Origin of the sequence: Bacillus sp. 165, from assembly GCF_017742235.1 — a bacterium.
In the GTDB taxonomy this organism is placed as follows: domain Bacteria; phylum Bacillota; class Bacilli; order Bacillales; family Bacillaceae_G; genus JAGHKQ01.
In genome coordinates, this window is the sequence record NZ_JAGHKQ010000002.1 from 111,996 (window position 1) to 130,291 (window position 18,296).

General features: G+C 38.4%; 21 protein-coding genes and 1 pseudogene. 18 read left to right on the plus strand and 4 right to left on the minus strand.

Translation table 11 applies throughout. The features are described 5' to 3' along the window. The first annotated feature begins 123 nt into the window (after positions 1-123). The 9 genes from J7Q84_RS04390 to J7Q84_RS04430 all read left to right on the plus strand — a co-directional run bounded on the left by J7Q84_RS04390 (position 124) and on the right by J7Q84_RS04430 (position 6,597). Positions 124-807 (plus strand): hypothetical protein, encoded by a 684-nt coding sequence (locus J7Q84_RS04390; protein ID WP_209093226.1) that lies wholly within the window; start codon positions 124-126, stop codon positions 805-807. Between the two features lie 471 nt (positions 808-1,278). Beyond that, positions 1,279-1,602 carry a PadR family transcriptional regulator gene (locus J7Q84_RS04395; RefSeq protein WP_209093227.1) on the plus strand — a complete coding sequence of 108 codons (324 nt, stop codon included), beginning with the start codon at positions 1,279-1,281 and terminating at the stop codon, positions 1,600-1,602. Position 1,603: 1 nt separating this feature from the next. Then, the gene (locus J7Q84_RS04400; protein ID WP_209093228.1) at positions 1,604-1,981 is read left to right on the plus strand and encodes a DUF1048 domain-containing protein; all 378 of its coding nucleotides are present in this window, start codon (positions 1,604-1,606) and stop codon (positions 1,979-1,981) included. Between the two features lie 18 nt (positions 1,982-1,999). After that, positions 2,000-2,344, plus strand: a complete 345-nt coding sequence (locus J7Q84_RS04405; protein WP_209093229.1) for a DUF1048 domain-containing protein — start codon at positions 2,000-2,002, stop codon at positions 2,342-2,344. A 170-nt stretch (positions 2,345-2,514) separates the two neighbouring features. Continuing rightward, positions 2,515-3,276: an ABC transporter ATP-binding protein gene (locus J7Q84_RS04410; RefSeq protein ID WP_209093230.1), complete on the plus strand. Its 762-nt coding sequence runs from the start codon at positions 2,515-2,517 to the stop codon at positions 3,274-3,276. Continuing rightward, positions 3,276-4,040: an ABC transporter permease gene (locus tag J7Q84_RS04415; RefSeq protein WP_209093231.1), complete on the plus strand. Its 765-nt coding sequence runs from the start codon at positions 3,276-3,278 to the stop codon at positions 4,038-4,040. The genes J7Q84_RS04410 and J7Q84_RS04415 overlap by 1 nt, the downstream gene beginning before the upstream one ends. A gap of 428 nt (positions 4,041-4,468) precedes the next feature. After that, the gene (locus tag J7Q84_RS04420; protein ID WP_209093232.1) at positions 4,469-4,918 is read left to right on the plus strand and encodes a hypothetical protein; all 450 of its coding nucleotides are present in this window, start codon (positions 4,469-4,471) and stop codon (positions 4,916-4,918) included. Between the two features lie 383 nt (positions 4,919-5,301). Next, positions 5,302-6,009, plus strand: a complete 708-nt coding sequence (locus tag J7Q84_RS04425) for a cytochrome c biogenesis CcdA family protein (protein WP_209093233.1) — start codon at positions 5,302-5,304, stop codon at positions 6,007-6,009. 90 nt (positions 6,010-6,099) lie between these two features. Further along, entirely contained in the window at positions 6,100-6,597 is a 498-nt protein-coding gene (locus J7Q84_RS04430; protein WP_209093234.1) for a CcdC family protein, read from the plus strand. Positions 6,598-6,624: 27 nt separating this feature from the next. On the opposite strand, the gene J7Q84_RS04435 is transcribed toward J7Q84_RS04430, so the two are convergent. The 4 genes and pseudogenes from J7Q84_RS04435 to J7Q84_RS04450 form a co-directional block, all read right to left on the minus strand. Beyond that, on the minus strand, positions 6,625-7,053 hold the full coding sequence (locus J7Q84_RS04435; protein ID WP_209093235.1) for a DUF2621 domain-containing protein: 429 nt from the start codon (positions 7,051-7,053) through the stop codon (positions 6,625-6,627). A gap of 226 nt (positions 7,054-7,279) precedes the next feature. After that, positions 7,280-7,897, minus strand: coding sequence for an ImmA/IrrE family metallo-endopeptidase (locus J7Q84_RS04440; RefSeq protein ID WP_209093236.1), 618 nt, complete (start codon positions 7,895-7,897; stop codon positions 7,280-7,282). A 172-nt stretch (positions 7,898-8,069) separates the two neighbouring features. Continuing rightward, positions 8,070-8,348 (minus strand): annotated as a pseudogene (locus J7Q84_RS04445) (GNAT family N-acetyltransferase); the annotation flags it as partial. A gap of 24 nt (positions 8,349-8,372) precedes the next feature. After that, positions 8,373-8,543 (minus strand): hypothetical protein, encoded by a 171-nt coding sequence (locus J7Q84_RS04450; protein WP_209093237.1) that lies wholly within the window; start codon positions 8,541-8,543, stop codon positions 8,373-8,375. Between the two features lie 140 nt (positions 8,544-8,683). Here J7Q84_RS04450 and J7Q84_RS04455 point away from each other — a divergent pair, with 140 nt between their 5' ends. The 9 genes from J7Q84_RS04455 (at position 8,684) to J7Q84_RS04495 (ending at position 18,244) form a co-directional block, all read left to right on the plus strand. After that, the gene (locus tag J7Q84_RS04455) at positions 8,684-9,523 is read left to right on the plus strand and encodes a GNAT family N-acetyltransferase (protein ID WP_209093238.1); all 840 of its coding nucleotides are present in this window, start codon (positions 8,684-8,686) and stop codon (positions 9,521-9,523) included. A 36-nt stretch (positions 9,524-9,559) separates the two neighbouring features. Further along, a complete protein-coding gene (locus J7Q84_RS04460) occupies positions 9,560-10,078 on the plus strand; it encodes a DUF6241 domain-containing protein (protein WP_209093239.1) in 519 nt (172 codons plus the stop codon). Positions 10,079-10,253: 175 nt separating this feature from the next. Then, on the plus strand, positions 10,254-10,697 hold the full coding sequence (hutP, locus tag J7Q84_RS04465; RefSeq protein ID WP_209093240.1) for a hut operon transcriptional regulator HutP: 444 nt from the start codon (positions 10,254-10,256) through the stop codon (positions 10,695-10,697). A 109-nt stretch (positions 10,698-10,806) separates the two neighbouring features. Continuing rightward, positions 10,807-12,318: a histidine ammonia-lyase gene (gene hutH / locus J7Q84_RS04470; RefSeq protein ID WP_209093241.1), complete on the plus strand. Its 1,512-nt coding sequence runs from the start codon at positions 10,807-10,809 to the stop codon at positions 12,316-12,318. A 15-nt stretch (positions 12,319-12,333) separates the two neighbouring features. Then, complete coding sequence (hutU, locus tag J7Q84_RS04475) at positions 12,334-13,992, plus strand: urocanate hydratase (protein ID WP_209093242.1); 1,659 nt, start codon at positions 12,334-12,336, stop codon at positions 13,990-13,992. 118 nt (positions 13,993-14,110) lie between these two features. After that, positions 14,111-15,376 (plus strand): imidazolonepropionase, encoded by a 1,266-nt coding sequence (gene hutI, locus J7Q84_RS04480; RefSeq protein WP_209093243.1) that lies wholly within the window; start codon positions 14,111-14,113, stop codon positions 15,374-15,376. After that, positions 15,361-16,305, plus strand: a complete 945-nt coding sequence (gene hutG, locus J7Q84_RS04485; RefSeq protein WP_209093244.1) for a formimidoylglutamase — start codon at positions 15,361-15,363, stop codon at positions 16,303-16,305. Before hutI ends, hutG begins: the two co-directional genes overlap by 16 nt. Before the next feature lie 151 nt (positions 16,306-16,456). Continuing rightward, positions 16,457-17,548: a stage II sporulation protein P gene (spoIIP, locus tag J7Q84_RS04490; RefSeq protein WP_209093336.1), complete on the plus strand. Its 1,092-nt coding sequence runs from the start codon at positions 16,457-16,459 to the stop codon at positions 17,546-17,548. A 57-nt stretch (positions 17,549-17,605) separates the two neighbouring features. Beyond that, positions 17,606-18,244 carry an MOSC domain-containing protein gene (locus tag J7Q84_RS04495; protein ID WP_209093245.1) on the plus strand — a complete coding sequence of 213 codons (639 nt, stop codon included), beginning with the start codon at positions 17,606-17,608 and terminating at the stop codon, positions 18,242-18,244. Positions 18,245-18,296 lie beyond the last annotated feature (52 nt).

Sequence of the window (18,296 nt, forward strand, 5' to 3'; positions counted from 1 at the left end):
GTATGTTCAATGGGCGATTTTTTGATGAAAGTCGAGAAGAGTCCATTATTGTTCCCAGATTAGTGAAGAAAAGTGAACTTTATACATGGAAACATACATTTGTATTAGCTAAAGGAGAAGTGAATGTTGGTGAGAATTTTCTTTCCGATTATAGTAGTATTATCAATAATATTATTTGGGTGTGATGCTGATCAAGAGGTTGATTCTACTGTGAAAGCAACTGATGAGCATATAACTGAAAAAAAGAATGGTGCTGTAAGAGCGAAATCCTTATCTGAAATCTATGTCGTCAATCCGCAAGTACCGGATGATACAACCTTGCTGCAAGTAGGACAAACGATAAAAGACAGTAAGGGCACAGTAACGCTAAAAGGAATCGCCACTTTGAATGAAACTGTGAGCATTGGCCCCATTCAAATGAAAATCAAGAATGTTAAGCTTATTCATAATTTGCCGGTATATTCATTAATGGATTATTTTCATTATTATACCGAGCATTATGAAGAATTCGATTTTGTGAAGGTGGAAGTTGAATTAATTAATTTATCAAGCGAAACGGTTCATTTTGGACCTATTGCCCATTTAAATACCAGCAATGAGGAAAGAAAAGATTTCGATGACGATTTTTATATAGAGTATTTAGGCGGAGTACTCGAACCTAAAGGCTCAAAACAAGGCGCACTTGGATTTATAGTGGAAAAGTCGGCACCGGACTTACAATGGATAGAAATAATTACAAGTGATGCTCTCAGTAAGGATAGAAAAGAAATCGGTAAATCACAAGAAATAAAGGTGGGTTTTAATTAAAAGGCTCTGTTAAAAAAGATTGTTGAATAATGTGCTAAAATGGATTTATTCAATGATTTATTACTTAACTACTTTACAACCTCACTACTCATTGATACAATGTACTTGTACTAAGTAATACTGAATATCTGTAACACTAAATAGTTGGAAATGTTTATAATTTTTTTAAAACGGTTCACATTTTTCTACTTAGCAATACAATATACTATTACTAAGTAAAGAAGTATATCAGTCGTGCTAGATAGCTGAAAAGTGTTCATATGAAAATTAACATATGAAATCCTTTGTCCATAGGCTATTTAGTTTTTTTATTGTCCGGTACTAAGTGATACTGAATATATGTACTACTAATTAGTTTGAGAGGCGGTTTTATTCATTCAATATTTTTGACCCTCCGCTACTTAACGTTACAGTTTACCTTTACTAATAGACGGAAACTAATTTAACCAAAGAATAAAGGAGGTGTATGCTATGGAAAATTTAACAGAAATGCTCAAAGGTTCGTTGGAAGGTTGTGTGCTGGAAATCATCAGTCGGGGTGCTACTTACGGCTATGAGATTACTCGCCGCCTTAATGATCTGGGATTTACAGAGGTTGTCGAAGGTACAGTCTACACCATTTTGATACGCCTGGAAAAGAAAGAGTTAGTAAATATTGAAAAAAAACGGTCTGAAATGGGCCCGCCTCGTAAGTTTTATTCATTAAACGAAGCAGGGCATGAGGAATTGAAACAATTTTGGAAAAAATGGAATTTTGTTTCATCAAAAATTAATATCCTAAAGGGGGAGAAATAATATGAAGAAATTTATAGAGCTAATCATTGGCGATTTAGAGAGCAAGAAGGAATACAATGCATTTATGAAAAAAGTAAATTCCCTACCGAAAGATTACGCCTTTGTGTTCAAAAAGATTCAAAAGTACATGTGGAATTTCGGATATGGATTTGGTGAAGAAATCGTCAATTTGTATGAACTATTCGAAGCTAGTTCAGCAGAAGGCAAGCATGTGCTAGATGTTACCGGTGAAGACGTGGCGGCATTTGCTGACGAATTGATGGCTCTCTCAAAACTAGATGGAGAATCGGCGAGTATTTTAGGAGAGCAAGTAGAGTTGAAAAAAGAAATTGAGAGTAGAGTTGAACAGCAAGTAAAAATATGGACGAATAAAAAATAAGGTAGGAGGTTAAACATCATGGTAAATTTTATCAAAAAGATACTTGACGACAAAAAAGAATACAAAGAAATGATGGCGCGTGTGGAAGCTTTACCAGGTGACTACCCAGAGGTCTATAAAAAAATCTGCAACTATATGTGGAGTTTCGCCTCTGGAAGCGGCATGGATATGCTGAGAATCCAGTACGATCTCATTGATTTGTTTGAAGCTGGCGCGGCAGATGGCAAAGACGTATTGGAAGTGACAGGGGAAGACGTGACAGCATTCGCTAATGGACTTACCGACCAAGCGAAAAGATGGGATGATAAGTTACGCAATACTTTGAACAAAAGCATTCTAAATCGTGTGGGTAAGAAAAAATAAGCGTTGAAAAACCCAACTGAATAGTTTTTTTGAAAACAAACTGTCCAGTTATATTGTGAACAAGTAAGTAGTATAATTGGTTATTTGTCAGTCTATATAGATAAACCTAGTTGCAGGGGTTACTGCGCTGTGAGCACGCGTCTTCAGCTTTATATAGGAGGGGAACGATTATGAGCAATATAGCAATTTCAGTGAAAGGACTGAAAAAGTCCTTCAAAGATTTTGAGGTTCTAAAAGGTGTAGATTTTAAAGTGAAAAAAGGCAGTGTTTTCGCTTTACTAGGCTCAAATGGTGCCGGTAAAACAACTATTATTAAAATTTTAACTACATTACTGCAAGCAGATAAGGGGGAAATTGAGGTTTGTAATGCCAACCTTCAAACAAACCCACAACAAGTACGTGAGAAAATCAGTCTAGCCGGGCAAAACGTTGCAGTAGATGATATTTTGACAGGGCGCGAAAATCTCGACCTAGTTGCAAAACTTCGTCACTTGCCTGATCGAAAAAAAGCTGTGGAGGAAAGTCTACGCCGCTTTGATTTAATAGAAGCTGGTGATCGAGCTCTTGCTACTTATTCAGGCGGTATGAAACGACGCTTGGATTTAGCAATGACAGTACTTGGATCACCGGAACTTGTTTTTCTTGATGAGCCTTCTGTTGGACTTGACCCGGAAGCACGTTTAGCTTTGTGGGAAGTGATTCGTGATATGGTGAAAGCTGATATTACTGTTTTTCTCACTACCCAATATTTAGAAGAAGCCGAACAACTAGCTGACTGCATTGCGATTTTACATGAAGGAAAAATTCTCGTTCAAGGAACAATGGAGGAATTAAAAGCAATTCTTCCACCTAAAAAAGTGGAATATGTGGAAAAACAGCCAACACTTGAGGAAATTTTCCTCGCTGTTACTGGTAAGAAAGGAGAATATTAATGAGTGGAAACCATTTTTTCAGCGATACTTTTACAATGAGCAGTCGGGTGATGAAGCATTCACTTCGAAGCATTGACACAATTATCACAACGATTCTTATGCCAATCATGCTTATGCTTGCTTTTGTCTATATTTTCGGTAGTGCCATGACAATGGATAAAGTAGATTATGTGAATTTTATCGTTCCAGGTGTGTTGCTTATGTGTATTGGAATGGGGATTTCCTATACAGCAGTTCGAGTGAATACAGACATGACTAGAGGAATATTTGATAGATTCCATTCCATGCCAATCGCCAAAACATCGATATTGGGAGGGCATGTCATCTCAACATTGCTATTAAACTTATTATCCGTTACTGCCGTGATTCTCATTTCTTTTCTCATGGGATTCCGACCTCACGCTGATTTTATGGAATGGCTTTTAGCAGTTGGTATGATCTTTTTGACCATTTTTTCTTTCACTTGGATTGCAGTAGCATGCGGGCTAATGTCAAAATCGTATGAAGGTGCGAGCGTGTTCTCTTATCTGCTTATGGGCTTAATGTTTGTAAGTTCTGCCTTTGTTCCAACAAATAATATGGGTAGCAAGCTTCGAGCTTTTGCTGAAAATCAGCCAATGACACCAATTGCTGAAAGTGTGCGTTCACTTTTAGCTGGACAGCCGGACTATGGTGAGATTGTAACAGCGGTGTTATGGTTAGTGGGAATTGGGATTTTGTTTTATGTGATTTCGATGAAGGTGTATAAAAAGCGAATGAAATAGAATGGCGAAGTACAGGATGGAGATTTCTTTCAGTCTGTATTTTTTTTATTTCGAATAAAATGTAATTTAATGCTTAGCTGAATAAGAGCGTAATAGGGGCTGTCGTTTTAGACAGTCCTTTTTAAATATTAAATATCAACATTTACTTTAACAGAGTCAAATAAAAAGATATCAATGATCTATTCGGTTTGGGGAATAGGTCATTTTTATTTGGTGCTTTATTAAATATTTGTAAACAAGACCTAAAACCGTCCATGCCTGCCTATTTATAGTATGGATGGCGGGAGGTGACGTTATAGAAAGTATTGTTCATAGTCTATATACAGTGTTCATTAATCCAATCGTTTATACAAAAGTACATAAAAGGTTATCTAAAATACAAGACTGGTTGCATGCTGCACAATGCAATCATAAGGGAGAGTTGTAGAATGGCACTATTTAGAAATATACAAACAGATTTTTGGAGTGATGCAAAAGTAATGGAGGAAATGACACCAGAGGATCGTTACTTTTATTTGTATTTGCTCACGAATCCGCATACAAAGCAAATTGGGGTATATTCTATTTCCAAAAAAGTGATGGCATTTGAGCTTGGTTATTCTCTGAAGCAGGTTACAGATCTTCTGAATCGCTTTGAAAATCAATTTCACATTATTAAATATAATGAGCAAACACGTGAAGTGGTTCTACTAAATTGGGGAAAATATAATTTAAACAGGGGCGGAAAGCCGGTGGAGGACTGCATAAAAGCAGAGCTTAAGCAAATTAAAGATATCAGCTTGCTGCAACTGATTATCGGAAAAATTAAGAATCACAAACTGCGTGAAATAGTATTTGAATTCAAACAGGAATACTTGTCTAACGATACGTTCACGTAACGAGGGCAAGAAAAAGAATAAGAAAAAGAAAAAGAAGAAGAAAAAGAAAAAGAACAACAGCAAGAAATAGAAAAAGCAAGCATGAAACCTGCTGCTGAAGCTGCCTTCTTCTATGAACAAAATAATGGAAAAATCACACCCTTTATAAAAAAATTATTGTATGGACACAACATTTGAATGAAGAAGTCATAGTTGAAAAGAAAAGGAAGGAGCTGGAACAGCTGCTGGTGAAATACAAACGCATCTCGTAATTCATCACGTCTTTTTTGAAAGCTAATGTTGTACAATAGTAAAAGTTGGACACAAAATATTCACATTTATTTTCATTCTGTCTTTATGCCATTCTTTGGTACAATAGGAAAGGAGCAGAGAGGAGAGAACTTATGCAGGACATTAATATCTTTTTAGCATTTGGCGCAGGGTTTTTATCATTTATCTCGCCATGCTGTTTACCGCTGTATCCAGCGTTTTTATCGTATATTACCGGTGTTTCGTTATCAGAATTAAAAGAGGATAATGGAATGCTGCAACGGCGAAGCATGCTACATACTGCGTGTTTTTTACTAGGCTTTTCAGCTATTTTTATTGCCATTGGATTTGGGACCACCTTAATTGGATCTTTCTTTACATCATATCAGGATTTGCTTCGCCAATTAGGAGCTATTTTTATTGTATTATTAGGTTTAATCATTGTCGGTATATTGCAGCCTAAATTTTTAATGAAAGACCGAAAATTTACATTTAAAAATCGACCGTCCGGATATTTTGGATCTCTTCTTATTGGACTGGCGTTTGCGGCTGGATGGACACCGTGTACAGGACCTATTTTAGTATCTGTTATTGCATTGGCTGCTACAAATCCCGAATCTGCATTTATGTATATGCTGGCTTATACACTTGGCTTTGCTATTCCATTCTTCGTTCTTTCCTTCTTTATCGGAAAGATGAACTGGATTAAACGAAACAGCAACATGCTTGTGAAAATCGGCGGATATGTGATGATAGCAATGGGTATTTTGTTATATTTTGATGCTATGACAAAAATTACAGCGTACTTCACGCAGTTTTTTGGCGGTTTTACTGGGTTTTGAAACATTTTCCTTTGAAAAGGTTTGAAATGTTCTATTATAGTTATATAATATTAGTACATGTGATTTTCCACAAAAAGGGATGATAAAGATATGATTATAGCGACAAGTATTATAGCGGTATGCATGGCTGTTGGTGCCATGTTTATCCGAATTAAAGCAGCTCGAAAGCCTGCTACTTTTAAAAAAATCATATTGCCGCCGTTTTTTATGAGTACAGGAGCATTGATGTATCTTGTTCCTGAATTCCGTCTTACGCTACCAGAAATCGTGGAAGCTGTAGCAGTCGGATTATTTTTTTCAATCTTTTTGATTAAAACGTCCAAGTTTGAAATTCGCGGTCAAGAAATTTATTTGAAACGCTCGAAAGCATTTGTATTTATTTTAATTGGACTATTGGTCGTACGTATTACGTTAAAAACAATACTGAGCTCTACTATTGATTTTGGTCAATTGAGCGGAATGTTCTTTTTGCTGGCCTTCGCAATGATTGTATCCTGGAGAATTGCGATGTTCCGTTCATTTAAAAAGCTGTCAGTCCAATTGAAAAAAGAAAATATCATTAATGAAAATAACATTAAGCTTACGTAAAAAACCTCGGATATCCGAGGTTTTTTATTACGATAATAGATGCTGATATGGAGAATAATCGATTTGTTTTTCTTTCAGCTTTTTTATTAAAAATTTATGATCTCGTTTTGGAGTTGCTATAATGTAGCCTTTAATTATTAAATCTTGTGTAATGCAATTTGCTTTTTCCTGCAAGGCTAATTCACCTATTTTTCCTGCAATTTTCGATTTTGCCACATCGCGAAATAATTCAGGGACAGGGCTTACGAGTTCCTCAAGCAGAGCCTTTTGCTCTGTATCCCACATATGACGGGTTTGATTAATATAATGTTCTTCCCAATCTAATATCGACATTCCATCATCTTTAGGCAAACGCTTTAAAAATTTGCGGAACATAAAATAGCCGCCAATGGACATTAACCCTAGCAAAATAACGGTCCATGCCACAATAAACCAACTGAACCAGCCTTCGAGCATTTCTTACACCTCTCTATTTCTCTAAATCCCTATGATCTTGTATACTATTATAATTTTTAATGAGGGAAGTTACAAGAAACGATTACGTATAAATGAACGATTATATTAAAATTTCATGTAATGAATTTGATTAGGAGGCATGGATTATTGCAGGAAGAAGTGCCGTGACTAAAGAAATTTGAAATGTAAGAGGTTGTATAAAAATAAATAAAATCCTTTTCCCATTCTAAGAACGCTGATACTTTACTAATGTGCTTTCTAAAGCTTTTAGCCGTTGCAGCGAAGTAGTGTTGCGTTTGTTAGGATTAGCATTTCCATGCATAATATTATTCGAATCTTTGCTATGATTTCCATTGGAATTTGGATCAGGATTTTTTCCTTGCAGGTCTAGATTAGAGTGAAATAAAATATGACCAAGTTCGTGCGCAAGAGTATTTTCACGTGCGGATTTTGTAAGGATAATATTATAAACGGACGTTTTGTTTATTGGAGCAGGGAAGGCGCGTCCTGTTGCATTGTTGGAGAGAACTCTAGCGTTAGAATAAAAAACGCCAACTGTAGCTATATTTGGAGACATGCGGATTCTTTTATCAAATAATCGTTGCACTTCACGACTTTGCCGATTATGGTACGAATTATCACCGGTTGGAACAGAGTAGTGATCAAGTACAATTATATCTTGTATAATAAAGTTAATTTTCCAAATTTGACTTGCCAATGTAAACTGATTTTTTATTTCGCGGTCTGTGAAGTTACAGCCTCGTATGGCGAACACACTGGCGTAAACAGAGGGAAGAGCATGTCCGCTTTTTGAAAGCTCTTGATTTTGCTTAAATCTATCCATACTATCACAACCTTTTACGTAGAATATAGTGATAGAATATTATACGTAAAAGGTACTAGAATTGCTTTATATATTCGCTGATTTTAAGTAATAGCATGTATAGCCTAATTTTGTAAATAAGCCTCTCTTACTCTAGTAGCATCTCTACTGTTGGAAGATTTACTTTATTTTTTCATGAGATAGTATCCATGTAACACTTACCCACATCAGATTTCCGTTCCATAAACATTTCAGGCTGTTCTAGCGGGTTAAATCCGCGTGGGGCATACAACCCGTGTGCGTCAGCGGTAGCCAATAAAAAACGGGTTCCCTGTAAACGCGGATGTTCTACAATGGTTTGCACGAGCCACTTTCTTAGTCCTTTTCCCCGATATACCGGGAGTATGAAAACATCAGAAAGCCAAGCGAAACGAACAAAATCAGTGACGACTCTCGCAAATTCAATTAATGCGCCGTTTTGTTCCGGATTTCCTTTTTATACTCCATAGCACAGCTGCGAATTACGAAGTGTTTCTTCAATTAATTCCTGGTCTATCCCTCGAGCCCGATAAGATTGTTCACTTGAAAATTGATGAATAATATCTATGTTCAAATGAGCTTTATCTGTCGTTATATAAAAATTACCTTCTTGTTTCTCTACATTCATCTTTCATTTTCCTAAATACTCTACATATAGTATACGGCACATGTTTTGAAATTCTTTCTTTTATTTTGGAAGTAGAAGGGATTTTTATCTACTATAACGAAATGTAATTAACATTTAATTTATAAAGAAGGTGCTGCAATATGATTACACTAACTTCGTATACAAATGTAATGAAATTCAAACAAGATGTTATCCCGTTTTTAGAAAGGCATGAGGGCGAAAATAATTTGCCTCTAGGAGTTTTGGCAGGTCTTGCTGAAGATGCAGAGCCGCAGTTTATGGCTACATTTGTAAAGAACGGAGAGCTAGTGTTAGTCCTCCTGCAAACGCATCCTCGACAGATGATTGCAGCAAAGCCGGAATATTTAACGAAAGAAGAAATTCGTGAGATAGCAGAGCTGCTGCATAAAACATACCCGCAAGTACCAGGGATTGTTGGAGAAACTAGTTTTATAACGGAGCTAGCCCCGCACCTTTCTCATATGCAAGGCAGGAAGCATTATGTTCATATCAATCAAGGAATATATGTATTAACGAAAATAAAGAAAGCTGCTGAAATGACAGGTATCCTTCGGAAAGCAGATGACACAGACATTGTACTCGCTACAGATTGGATTTATGCATTTGCGACAGAAATAGGTGAACCGATGGAGAAAGAAGAAGCAGACAAGCGTGCCACAGATATGATAGAGAAGGGGCGTTTGTATTTATGGGAGGTAGACGGTACTCCAGTATCGATGGCGGCTGCTACTCGTCCGACAAAACACAATATTACAGTAAGCTATGTGTATACACCGGTTGCGGAACGCAAAAAAGGTCATGCATCGAACTGTGTGGCAGCACTTACACAAGTGCTGTTGGATGCTGGTTATCAAACGACATCGCTTTATACAGATTTAGCAAATCCAACCTCCAATAAAATTTACATGGAAATCGGGTACGAATTTGTTATGAATTCGGTGTTAATACTTATGAAATAGTAGAGTTGCTTTTTTTATGAGAAGGAGGAGGGAGAGATGGGGGAGAAAAAGAGTATCCAAATAAGCATGGCGGTAGTAAGTATATTAGGGATTACAACTTTATGTTTTTTATACTGGGCTCAAATAGTCCAGAAGGTACAAAACGTTGTGCAGTTATTTCAAGAGGAGCAAACTGCTGCACAAGAAGAGAAAGCGCCGATAGAAACAGGGTTTAGTCAAGATATTTACAAATATACAGACAAGGATATTCAAGTGACGCTGAATAAAATGTCTCACCAAAAAGTAGCCGCAGGCGAAAAATGGGGATTTATAGCTATTACTTCCGAGAGAGTAGATTCATTGATAGAAATGATTGAAACGCGAAAGAATGAGCTCCAAAATGAAAATTTCTATTTAGAGATTTTGAAGAGGTGGAAAAAGAACGATTTTTCTAAAGCAGTAAACGATCATAATATTATATGGGAAATGCAAAATGGAAATATCGGGAAGGCAACCAAATTACTCAATCCAGAAGAAGAACAGCAATATATTAAAAGGACAAAAGACGAGGGATAAAGGGATATATAATCCTACCCAATGATACGTATCATTCTATATTATTCCGTACGTGCAACCTATTTTTAAAGAATAAGGAATATTAGAAAAATTTTATCTTGACGAATAGAACGCTTTCTTTTACACTTGAATTAGTTATTAGTCAATTTAGAAAATTAGGAAAGAGAGAACATCTATGTCACTGAAAGCACAAAAGCGAATTGGACGTGCAGCAATGCTTTTAGCATTAAGCGAAAATGGAGAAACGTTGTTACCGTCCCCACTCCCGAATGACTGGCTATATTGCACAGGTAAGGTCGGGTCAATGGATTCGCAAAAAGTAGTGGCTGCGATGGAAACAGCAGCGAAAAATCAACATATTATTAATACAGATGTATACAGGGAATCGCATGCATTATATCATGCCATTATGGAGGCACTTCATGGTGTAACGCGAGGACAGGTGCAGCTGGGAGATGTCCTTCGTACAGTAGGACTGCGATTTGCTATTGTGCGCGGCAATCCATATGAGTCCGAAGCAGAGGGAGATTGGATTGCGGTAGCGTTATACGGCACAATTGGAGCGCCTGTAAGAGGATATGAGCATGAAGCAATTGGATTAGGAATCAATCATATGTAAAAGCCCATAGTTTATTAGTCTAATAGGGGGCCTTACTTTTGAAGACAAGATATTGTGTTCAAAGGTAGGCCTCTTTTTGCTTTTTTTTCAATATTGGGAGGGAGAATTTATGATTACGTTAACAGGACAGACACTAGATTTAAAGAAAATGGCAAAAGTGTTATATGAAAACGAAAAAATAGAAGCATGCGCACAAAGTATGCAAAAGGTGGCAGAATGCCGCCAAGCGGTAGAGAAAATTGTCAATGAAGGCAAGGTTGTCTATGGCATTACAACTGGATTTGGGAAGTTCAGTGATGTGTTAATTGAAAAAAATGATGTGGAAGACCTTCAGCATAACTTGATTTTATCGCATGCTTGCGGCGTAGGTGAGCCATTTCCGGAAATTGTATCGCGTGCGATGCTGGTATTACGCGCAAATACGTTACTAAAAGGATTTTCCGGTGTGCGTCCTATCGTTGTAGAAATGTTACTGGAGCTTGTAAACCGCAATATCCATCCGGTTATTCCACAGCAAGGTTCCCTTGGAGCGAGCGGGGACTTAGCGCCATTATCTCACTTGGTTCTCGTTTTACTGGGAGAAGGAGAGGTATTTTATAACGGTGAACGCGTTCATTCTATGGTCGCTTTAACGAAGGAAGGATTAACACCAATTACCCTGCAAGCGAAAGAAGGCTTGGCTCTTATTAACGGAACGCAAGCTATGACGGCGATGGGGATTGTATCTTATTTAGAAGCAGAACAGCTTGCCTATCAGTCTGAGCTCATCGCTTCACTTACGTTAGAGGGTCTGCGAGGCATTATAGATGCGTTTGATGAAAATATACATGCAGCTAGAGGATATAAAGAACAAATGGAAGTGGCAGAGCGTATTCGTCAGATTTTACAAGACAGCAGCTTGATTACAAAGCAAGGAGAAATTCGCGTTCAAGATGCATATTCTTTACGCTGCATTCCACAAGTACACGGTGCAACATGGCAGGCGCTGAATTATGTAAAAGAAAAGCTGGAAATAGAAATGAATGCGGCGACAGATAATCCTCTTATTTTTGAAAACGGAGAAAAAGTAATTTCCGGCGGAAACTTCCACGGACAGCCAATTGCATTTGCGATGGACTTTTTAGCTATTGCAATAGCAGAGCTTGCGAATATTTCCGAACGCCGTATTGAGCGTCTTGTGAATCCGCAATTAAACGATTTACCGCCGTTTTTAAGCCCGCAGCCTGGCCTGCAATCCGGAGCAATGATAATGCAGTATTGTGCGGCTTCGTTAGTATCTGAAAACAAAACGTTAGCACATCCGGCGAGCGTGGATTCTATTCCGTCTTCCGCGAATCAAGAAGATCATGTCAGCATGGGCACAATCGGATCTCGTCATGCACATCAAATTGTGCAAAACGTTCGCCGCGTGTTGGCGATTGAAATGATTTGCGCGCTGCAAGCAACTGAATTCAGAGGTGTAGAAAAAATGGCTTCTCAAACAAAGGCATTTTACTACCAAGGGCGACAAGTTGTTCCGTCTATTACGAAAGACCGTGTATTTTCAACGGATATTGAAGAACTAACAAAATGGTTGAAAACAGCAGCTTGGTCAGTTAACCGTTTAGAAACAACAAATTAAAAGGAGAGAATAACCATGGAAAAAACAGAAAAAATTATTCGTGCGCCACGAGGAACAGAATTGAATACGAAGGGCTGGATTCAAGAAGCAGCGCTTCGCATGCTGATGAACAACCTAGATCCGGAAGTTGCAGAAAAACCGGAAGAATTAGTAGTGTATGGCGGTATTGGTAAAGCAGCTCGCAACTGGGAGAGTTTTTCCAAGATTGTAGACACATTAAAAAACTTAGAAAACGATGAAACATTATTAGTTCAATCTGGAAAGCCGGTTGCAGTATTTAAATCTCATGAAGATGCACCGCGTGTGCTGCTTGCTAACTCTAATCTTGTTCCGAAGTGGGCAACATGGGAGCATTTCCGTGAATTAGAGAAAAAAGGCTTAATGATGTACGGTCAAATGACAGCAGGAAGCTGGATTTATATCGGCACGCAAGGAATCTTACAAGGAACGTATGAAACGTTTGGGGAAGCTGCAAATCAGCATTTCAATGGTTCTTTAAAAGGGACGATAACAGTAACTGCAGGTCTTGGCGGTATGGGTGGAGCACAGCCTCTTGCTGTTACAATGAACGGCGGTGTAGTGATTGCGATTGATGTGGATCGTCATCGTATTGAACGAAGATTAGAAACAAAGTATTGTGACATCCTTACGGAATCTTTAGACGAAGCATTGATGATTGCACAGGAATATAAAGAGAAACAAGAGCCGCTATCAATCGGATTGCTAGGCAATGCAGCTGAAATTCTGCCGGAGCTTGTAAAACGCGGAATTACACCGGATTTATTGACTGACCAAACATCAGCACATGATCCGTTGCATGGATATTTGCCAATCGGTATGACGCTTGAAGAAGCGGAAGCGATGCGAACAAATAATCCAGACGAATTAATCCGTCTTGCGAAAAAGAGCATGGCTGTTCATGTAGAAGCAATGCTTGAGCTGCAAACGAGAGGTGCTATCACTTTCGATTACGGTAATAATATTCGTCAAGTTGCATTTGATGAAGGTGTACAAAATGCTTTTGATTTCCCTGGATTTGTACCGGCGTTTATTCGTCCACTGTTCTGTGAAGGAAAAGGACCATTCCGCTGGGTAGCATTATCCGGTGATCCAGAGGATATTTATAAAACAGATGAAGTTATTTTACGTGAATTTGCTGATAATACTCATTTATGCAATTGGATTAAGATGGCTCGTGAAAAGGTAGAGTTCCAAGGGTTACCATCCCGTATTTGCTGGTTAGGGTACGGTGAACGCGCGAAATTTGGACGCATTATTAATGAAATGGTAGCAAAAGGAGAGCTGTCTGCACCGATCGTTATCGGCCGTGACCACCTGGACTGTGGATCTGTTGCGTCTCCTAACCGTGAAACAGAAGCTATGAAGGATGGCAGTGATGCAGTGGCAGACTGGCCAATTTTAAACGCATTAATCAACGGTGTTAACGGTGCAAGCTGGGTATCTCTTCACCACGGCGGCGGTGTAGGTATGGGATATTCTTTACACTCAGGAATGGTTATTGTTGCAGATGGAACAGAAAAAGCGGCTAAGCGCTTAGAACGTGTCTTGACTTCTGACCCTGGTATGGGTGTAGTTCGCCATGTGGATGCAGGCTATGATTTAGCTGTACAAACGGCAAAAGAAAAAGGCGTTCATATCCCAATGATGGACTAATGACAAATCATGCCTGGCTTCAGGCATGATTTCTTGCAAGATGCAGTATAACAGATTTGAGATTTTTATAGCTGCCATGGTAATGGTACCTGGCAGCTTTTCTTAAGGAGGAACTGAAATGTACGATACATTGCTAATAAACATTGGTCAATTGCTGACGATGGATCATGGAAATGGAGTAGTAAAAGGGAGCGAGATGCAAGAGCTGCCTGTAATTACAAATGGTGCAGTAGGGATTAAGGACGGTAAGATTGCTTTTGTCGGTACGACAGAAGAGGCAAAAGGCTTGCATGCAAATGAAATCATAGATTGTGAAGGGCGTCTTGTGTCTCCGGGCCTAGTTGACCCTCATACGCATTTAGTGTTTGGCGGTTCACGCGAGCATGAAATTTCATTAAAGCTCCAAGGTGTGCCTTACTTAGAAATATTGAAAAATGGAGGCGGAATCCATTCAACTGTTTCATCCACAAAAGCTGCTTCTCATGAAGAACTGGAGAAAAAGGCGATATTTCACTTAAATCGTATGCTTTCCTACGGCGTAACGACAATGGAAGCAAAAAGCGGGTATGGATTGGATGAAGAAACGGAGTTCAAGCAATTAGAGGTTGTAAAATCCTTACAGGACAAACATCCAATGGATATTGTATCAACATTTTTAGGAGCGCATGCTGTTCCGAAAGAATATGCAGGCAGAGGAAAAGAGTTTTTACAAAGCATGCTGGATTTACTTCCGCAAATAAAAGAAAGAGAACTGGCAGAGTTTGTTGATATTTTTTGTGAAACAGGTGTATTTACAGTAGAAGAATCAAAAGAGTTTTTGCAAAATGCAATGAATATGGGCTTTGATGTGAAAATTCATGCGGATGAGATTGATCCGCTTGGCGGAACAGAAGCAGCTGTATCTATTGGCGCAGTATCTGCTGATCATCTTGTAGGAGCATCTGATGAAGGTATCTCCATGCTGGCAGAAGGAAACACGGTAGCGGTTATTTTACCGGGAACGACATTTTATTTAAATAAAGAAAGCTTTGCTAGGGCGCGTAAGATGATTGATGAAGGTGCTCCTGTTGCGTTAGCGACTGATTTTAACCCTGGAAGCTCTCCGACAGAAAATCTGCAATTGATTATGAGCTTAGCGATGTTAAAACTTAAAATGACACCGGAAGAAATTTGGAATGCTGTGACCATTAACGCAGCTCATGCGATTAATAGAGGCGAGCAAGCTGGCAAAATTAAAGAAGGACGAAAAGCGGATATCGTAATTTGGGATGCTTTAAATTATGCCTATGTTCCGTATCATTACGGTGTAAATCATGTGAACACGGTTATTAAAAATGGAACAGTTGTGTATCAAAGAGGAGAAGCAATATGCAAAACTATCTAAAAAAAGCTGGAATGGCAAAGTTTCAAGATCGTGAGGTTACACGATATAATGAAATTATAAAAAACTGGGATGGTAAAGAAGTTATCAACGGACCGGCCCTTATCGGCGTTCCGCTTTCAAAACCATCGATTAGTCACTCTGGTGCCTGCTTTGCGCCAGGTGCCATTCGCAATATGCTCGGGGCATATTCTACATATGCCATTGAGCAGGAATATGATATGAAGCATGCGTTACTTTACGATTGCGGTGACATTGAAATGCACGTAACCGATTTAACAGAATGCCGTGCTCGTATTGCATCTACGGTGGAATCCTTAACTAAGGGGCACAATGATATGCTTCCTATTATTCTTGGAGGAGACCATTCCACGAGCTTTCCTTCTATCAGCGGATTCGCTAAAGCAAAAGGAACAGTTGGTGTGATTCAATTTGATGCTCATCACGACCTGCGGAATTTGGAGGATGGAGGCCCGTCTAATGGCACACCATTTCGAAGCTTAATCGAAAATGGTGTGATACAAGGCGAGCATTTAATCCAAATTGGCATCAGAAATTTTTCAAATGCAAAAGGCTATCATGATTATGCCAAGCAGCATGGTGTTACCGTGTATACGATGAGAGATGTTCGTACTAGAAACATAAGTGATATAATAACGGAAAGCATCGAGTCATTACGAGGAAAAGTAGACGCGATTTATATATCAGTGGATATGGATGTGTTAGATCAAGCATTTGCACCAGGATGTCCTGCTATTGGACCTGGCGGAATGGACAGCAGTACGCTTCTAGAAGCTATGCATTGTCTTGGAAAAGAGCCGCTTGTGCAAGGGATGGATATTGTCGAAATCGATCCAACACTTGATATTCGCGATATGACGAGCCGCGTTGCTGCGCATGTTATTATGGAATTTTTGTTGGGAAGAAGATGAAATGAAAAACCAGTATCCTAGGATGCTGGTTTTCATTTTTTTTCGTCTATTAACTCTATCTTTCTCATATATATAGACAAGAGAGGGTGATAGAGTGAAAAAAAATAAAATTTATATACAACCGATTAAGCTGTATCGAATCGTTCCCGTTATGGCACTTGGCGTTTTTTTATTTTTCTTTTCAGCGACCATATTTTCGTCCTATTTGCAAAATCTAAAATCTTACCAAGTGAATCAATGGCTCGGCAATTTGTCCATAAAAGGATTTATGTATGCTTTGGAACAGGAAAATCATTACTTTTCAGAAGGGTTTTTTAAAGATAATAAACGGGAAACTGTAAGTTCTCTATTATTTTCTATTGCTACAGATATCCATACAGATGATATTCGCAGCTTAATAGGAAAAGAGATTCCAGGCATGTCTCAGTATTATTCGGAGATTTTAGTTGCAGGGGAAGGGACGGATCATACGAATATACCGAATGAGTCCAGTGTACCGCTAGACGAAATTGTTAAAGATAGACAAGTAGCAACAGATAAAGTTAATGAGGCAGATAAAGAGTCTCCGGCTGGGACACCGACGCAAATGCCGACTGGAAAGAATACAGTGCTTATTTACCACACACATAGCTGGGAGTCGTTTCTTCCATTAATACCAGGAGCTACTAAGCCAAACCAAGCTTCTAGTCCAAAGGTAAATGTCTCTTTATTAGGAGATCGTCTTCAGAAGCGATTAGAAGCACAGGGAATACCCGTAGACCATGATAAAACAAATATTGGGGATTACTTGTCGAAAAAAGGATGGGATTGGTATAAATCTTATAATGCTTCACGCGAAGTCGTTGAGGAAGCTATGGCTCAGGATAAAAATATAACGTATTTAATTGATATTCATCGGGACGACAGACGGAAGAAGGAAACAACGAAAGTTATTAATGGAAAGTCGTATGCAAGATTATATTTTATTGTTGGTATGGAAAATAAACAATATGAACAAAATATTGAGATTACAAAAGCAATTAATTCCTATTTAGAGGAAAAGTATTACGGAATTAGCCGCGGGATTTTCAAGAAATATTATAAGCAAGGAAACGGAGTATATAACCAAGATTTATCACCCCATGCGATGCTAATTGAAATTGGCGGCGTTGATAATACGTTAGAGGAGCTGTATAACACTGTTGATGTATTGGCAGAAGCGTTGAGTCATTATTATTGGCAAGCAGAAAAAGTAAACAATTAATAGAGTAGGCCTTGTATAAATAGATTATAATGGTAGATATATGAAAGGAAGGAAAGCATGAGAATCCTCTCATTGAATGTAGGAAAGCCTGTGAGAATAGAGTATGGAGGGAAAGATATAGAAACGGGCATTTATAAGAAGCCGGTTGATGATGTGTTATTTTTGTCAAAATTAAATTTTGAAGGTGATGGGCAAGCTGATTTAGTTCATCATGGCGGAGAAGATAAAGCGGTGTGTGTATATCCCTATGAGCATTATGCATACTGGATTGAAAAATATAATATACCATTGGAGTATGGTGCATTTGGGGAAAATCTGACAACAAAAGGTATGACGGAAGAGGATATATGTATAGGTGATACGTTTCAACTAGGAGATGCTGTAGTACAAGTCAGCCAGCCCCGGCAGCCATGCTTTAAAATTGCGAAGAAGCATAATATAAAAGAATTTCCTGTCATGATACAAAACACTGGATTTTCCGGTTATTATGCACGCGTATTACAAGAAGGAAACGTGCAGCCAACTTGTACGATGGAGCTGATTAGCCGCCATCCAGAGAGAATCTCTCTTTCATTTGCCAATCATACTATGTATCATGATAAAACAAATAAGGAAGCGATGCTGCAAATTGTGGCGGTAGAAGAACTGGCGGAGAGCTGGCGTAATCAGTTCGCAAAATACTTACAAAAATTATAAGAAGCATACTTCTGGATTAAAATAAAGGTGTATTATTTTCTTCTGTCGAAGT

Coding starts and splice junctions, on each gene's coding strand:
- J7Q84_RS04390 (WP_209093226.1), top strand. CDS start 124: ATGTTGGTGAGAATTTTCTTTCCGATTATAGTAGTATTATCAATAATA.
- J7Q84_RS04395 (WP_209093227.1), top strand. CDS start 1,279: ATGGAAAATTTAACAGAAATGCTCAAAGGTTCGTTGGAAGGTTGTGTG.
- J7Q84_RS04400 (WP_209093228.1), top strand. CDS start 1,604: ATGAAGAAATTTATAGAGCTAATCATTGGCGATTTAGAGAGCAAGAAG.
- J7Q84_RS04405 (WP_209093229.1), top strand. CDS start 2,000: ATGGTAAATTTTATCAAAAAGATACTTGACGACAAAAAAGAATACAAA.
- J7Q84_RS04410 (WP_209093230.1), top strand. CDS start 2,515: ATGAGCAATATAGCAATTTCAGTGAAAGGACTGAAAAAGTCCTTCAAA.
- J7Q84_RS04415 (WP_209093231.1), top strand. CDS start 3,276: ATGAGTGGAAACCATTTTTTCAGCGATACTTTTACAATGAGCAGTCGG.
- J7Q84_RS04420 (WP_209093232.1), top strand. CDS start 4,469: ATGGCACTATTTAGAAATATACAAACAGATTTTTGGAGTGATGCAAAA.
- J7Q84_RS04425 (WP_209093233.1), top strand. CDS start 5,302: ATGCAGGACATTAATATCTTTTTAGCATTTGGCGCAGGGTTTTTATCA.
- J7Q84_RS04430 (WP_209093234.1), top strand. CDS start 6,100: ATGATTATAGCGACAAGTATTATAGCGGTATGCATGGCTGTTGGTGCC.
- J7Q84_RS04435 (WP_209093235.1), bottom strand. CDS start 7,053: ATGCTCGAAGGCTGGTTCAGTTGGTTTATTGTGGCATGGACCGTTATT.
- J7Q84_RS04440 (WP_209093236.1), bottom strand. CDS start 7,897: ATGGATAGATTTAAGCAAAATCAAGAGCTTTCAAAAAGCGGACATGCT.
- J7Q84_RS04450 (WP_209093237.1), bottom strand. CDS start 8,543: ATGAATGTAGAGAAACAAGAAGGTAATTTTTATATAACGACAGATAAA.
- J7Q84_RS04455 (WP_209093238.1), top strand. CDS start 8,684: ATGATTACACTAACTTCGTATACAAATGTAATGAAATTCAAACAAGAT.
- J7Q84_RS04460 (WP_209093239.1), top strand. CDS start 9,560: ATGGGGGAGAAAAAGAGTATCCAAATAAGCATGGCGGTAGTAAGTATA.
- hutP (WP_209093240.1), top strand. CDS start 10,254: ATGTCACTGAAAGCACAAAAGCGAATTGGACGTGCAGCAATGCTTTTA.
- hutH (WP_209093241.1), top strand. CDS start 10,807: ATGATTACGTTAACAGGACAGACACTAGATTTAAAGAAAATGGCAAAA.
- hutU (WP_209093242.1), top strand. CDS start 12,334: ATGGAAAAAACAGAAAAAATTATTCGTGCGCCACGAGGAACAGAATTG.
- hutI (WP_209093243.1), top strand. CDS start 14,111: ATGTACGATACATTGCTAATAAACATTGGTCAATTGCTGACGATGGAT.
- hutG (WP_209093244.1), top strand. CDS start 15,361: ATGCAAAACTATCTAAAAAAAGCTGGAATGGCAAAGTTTCAAGATCGT.
- spoIIP (WP_209093336.1), top strand. CDS start 16,457: ATGGCACTTGGCGTTTTTTTATTTTTCTTTTCAGCGACCATATTTTCG.
- J7Q84_RS04495 (WP_209093245.1), top strand. CDS start 17,606: ATGAGAATCCTCTCATTGAATGTAGGAAAGCCTGTGAGAATAGAGTAT.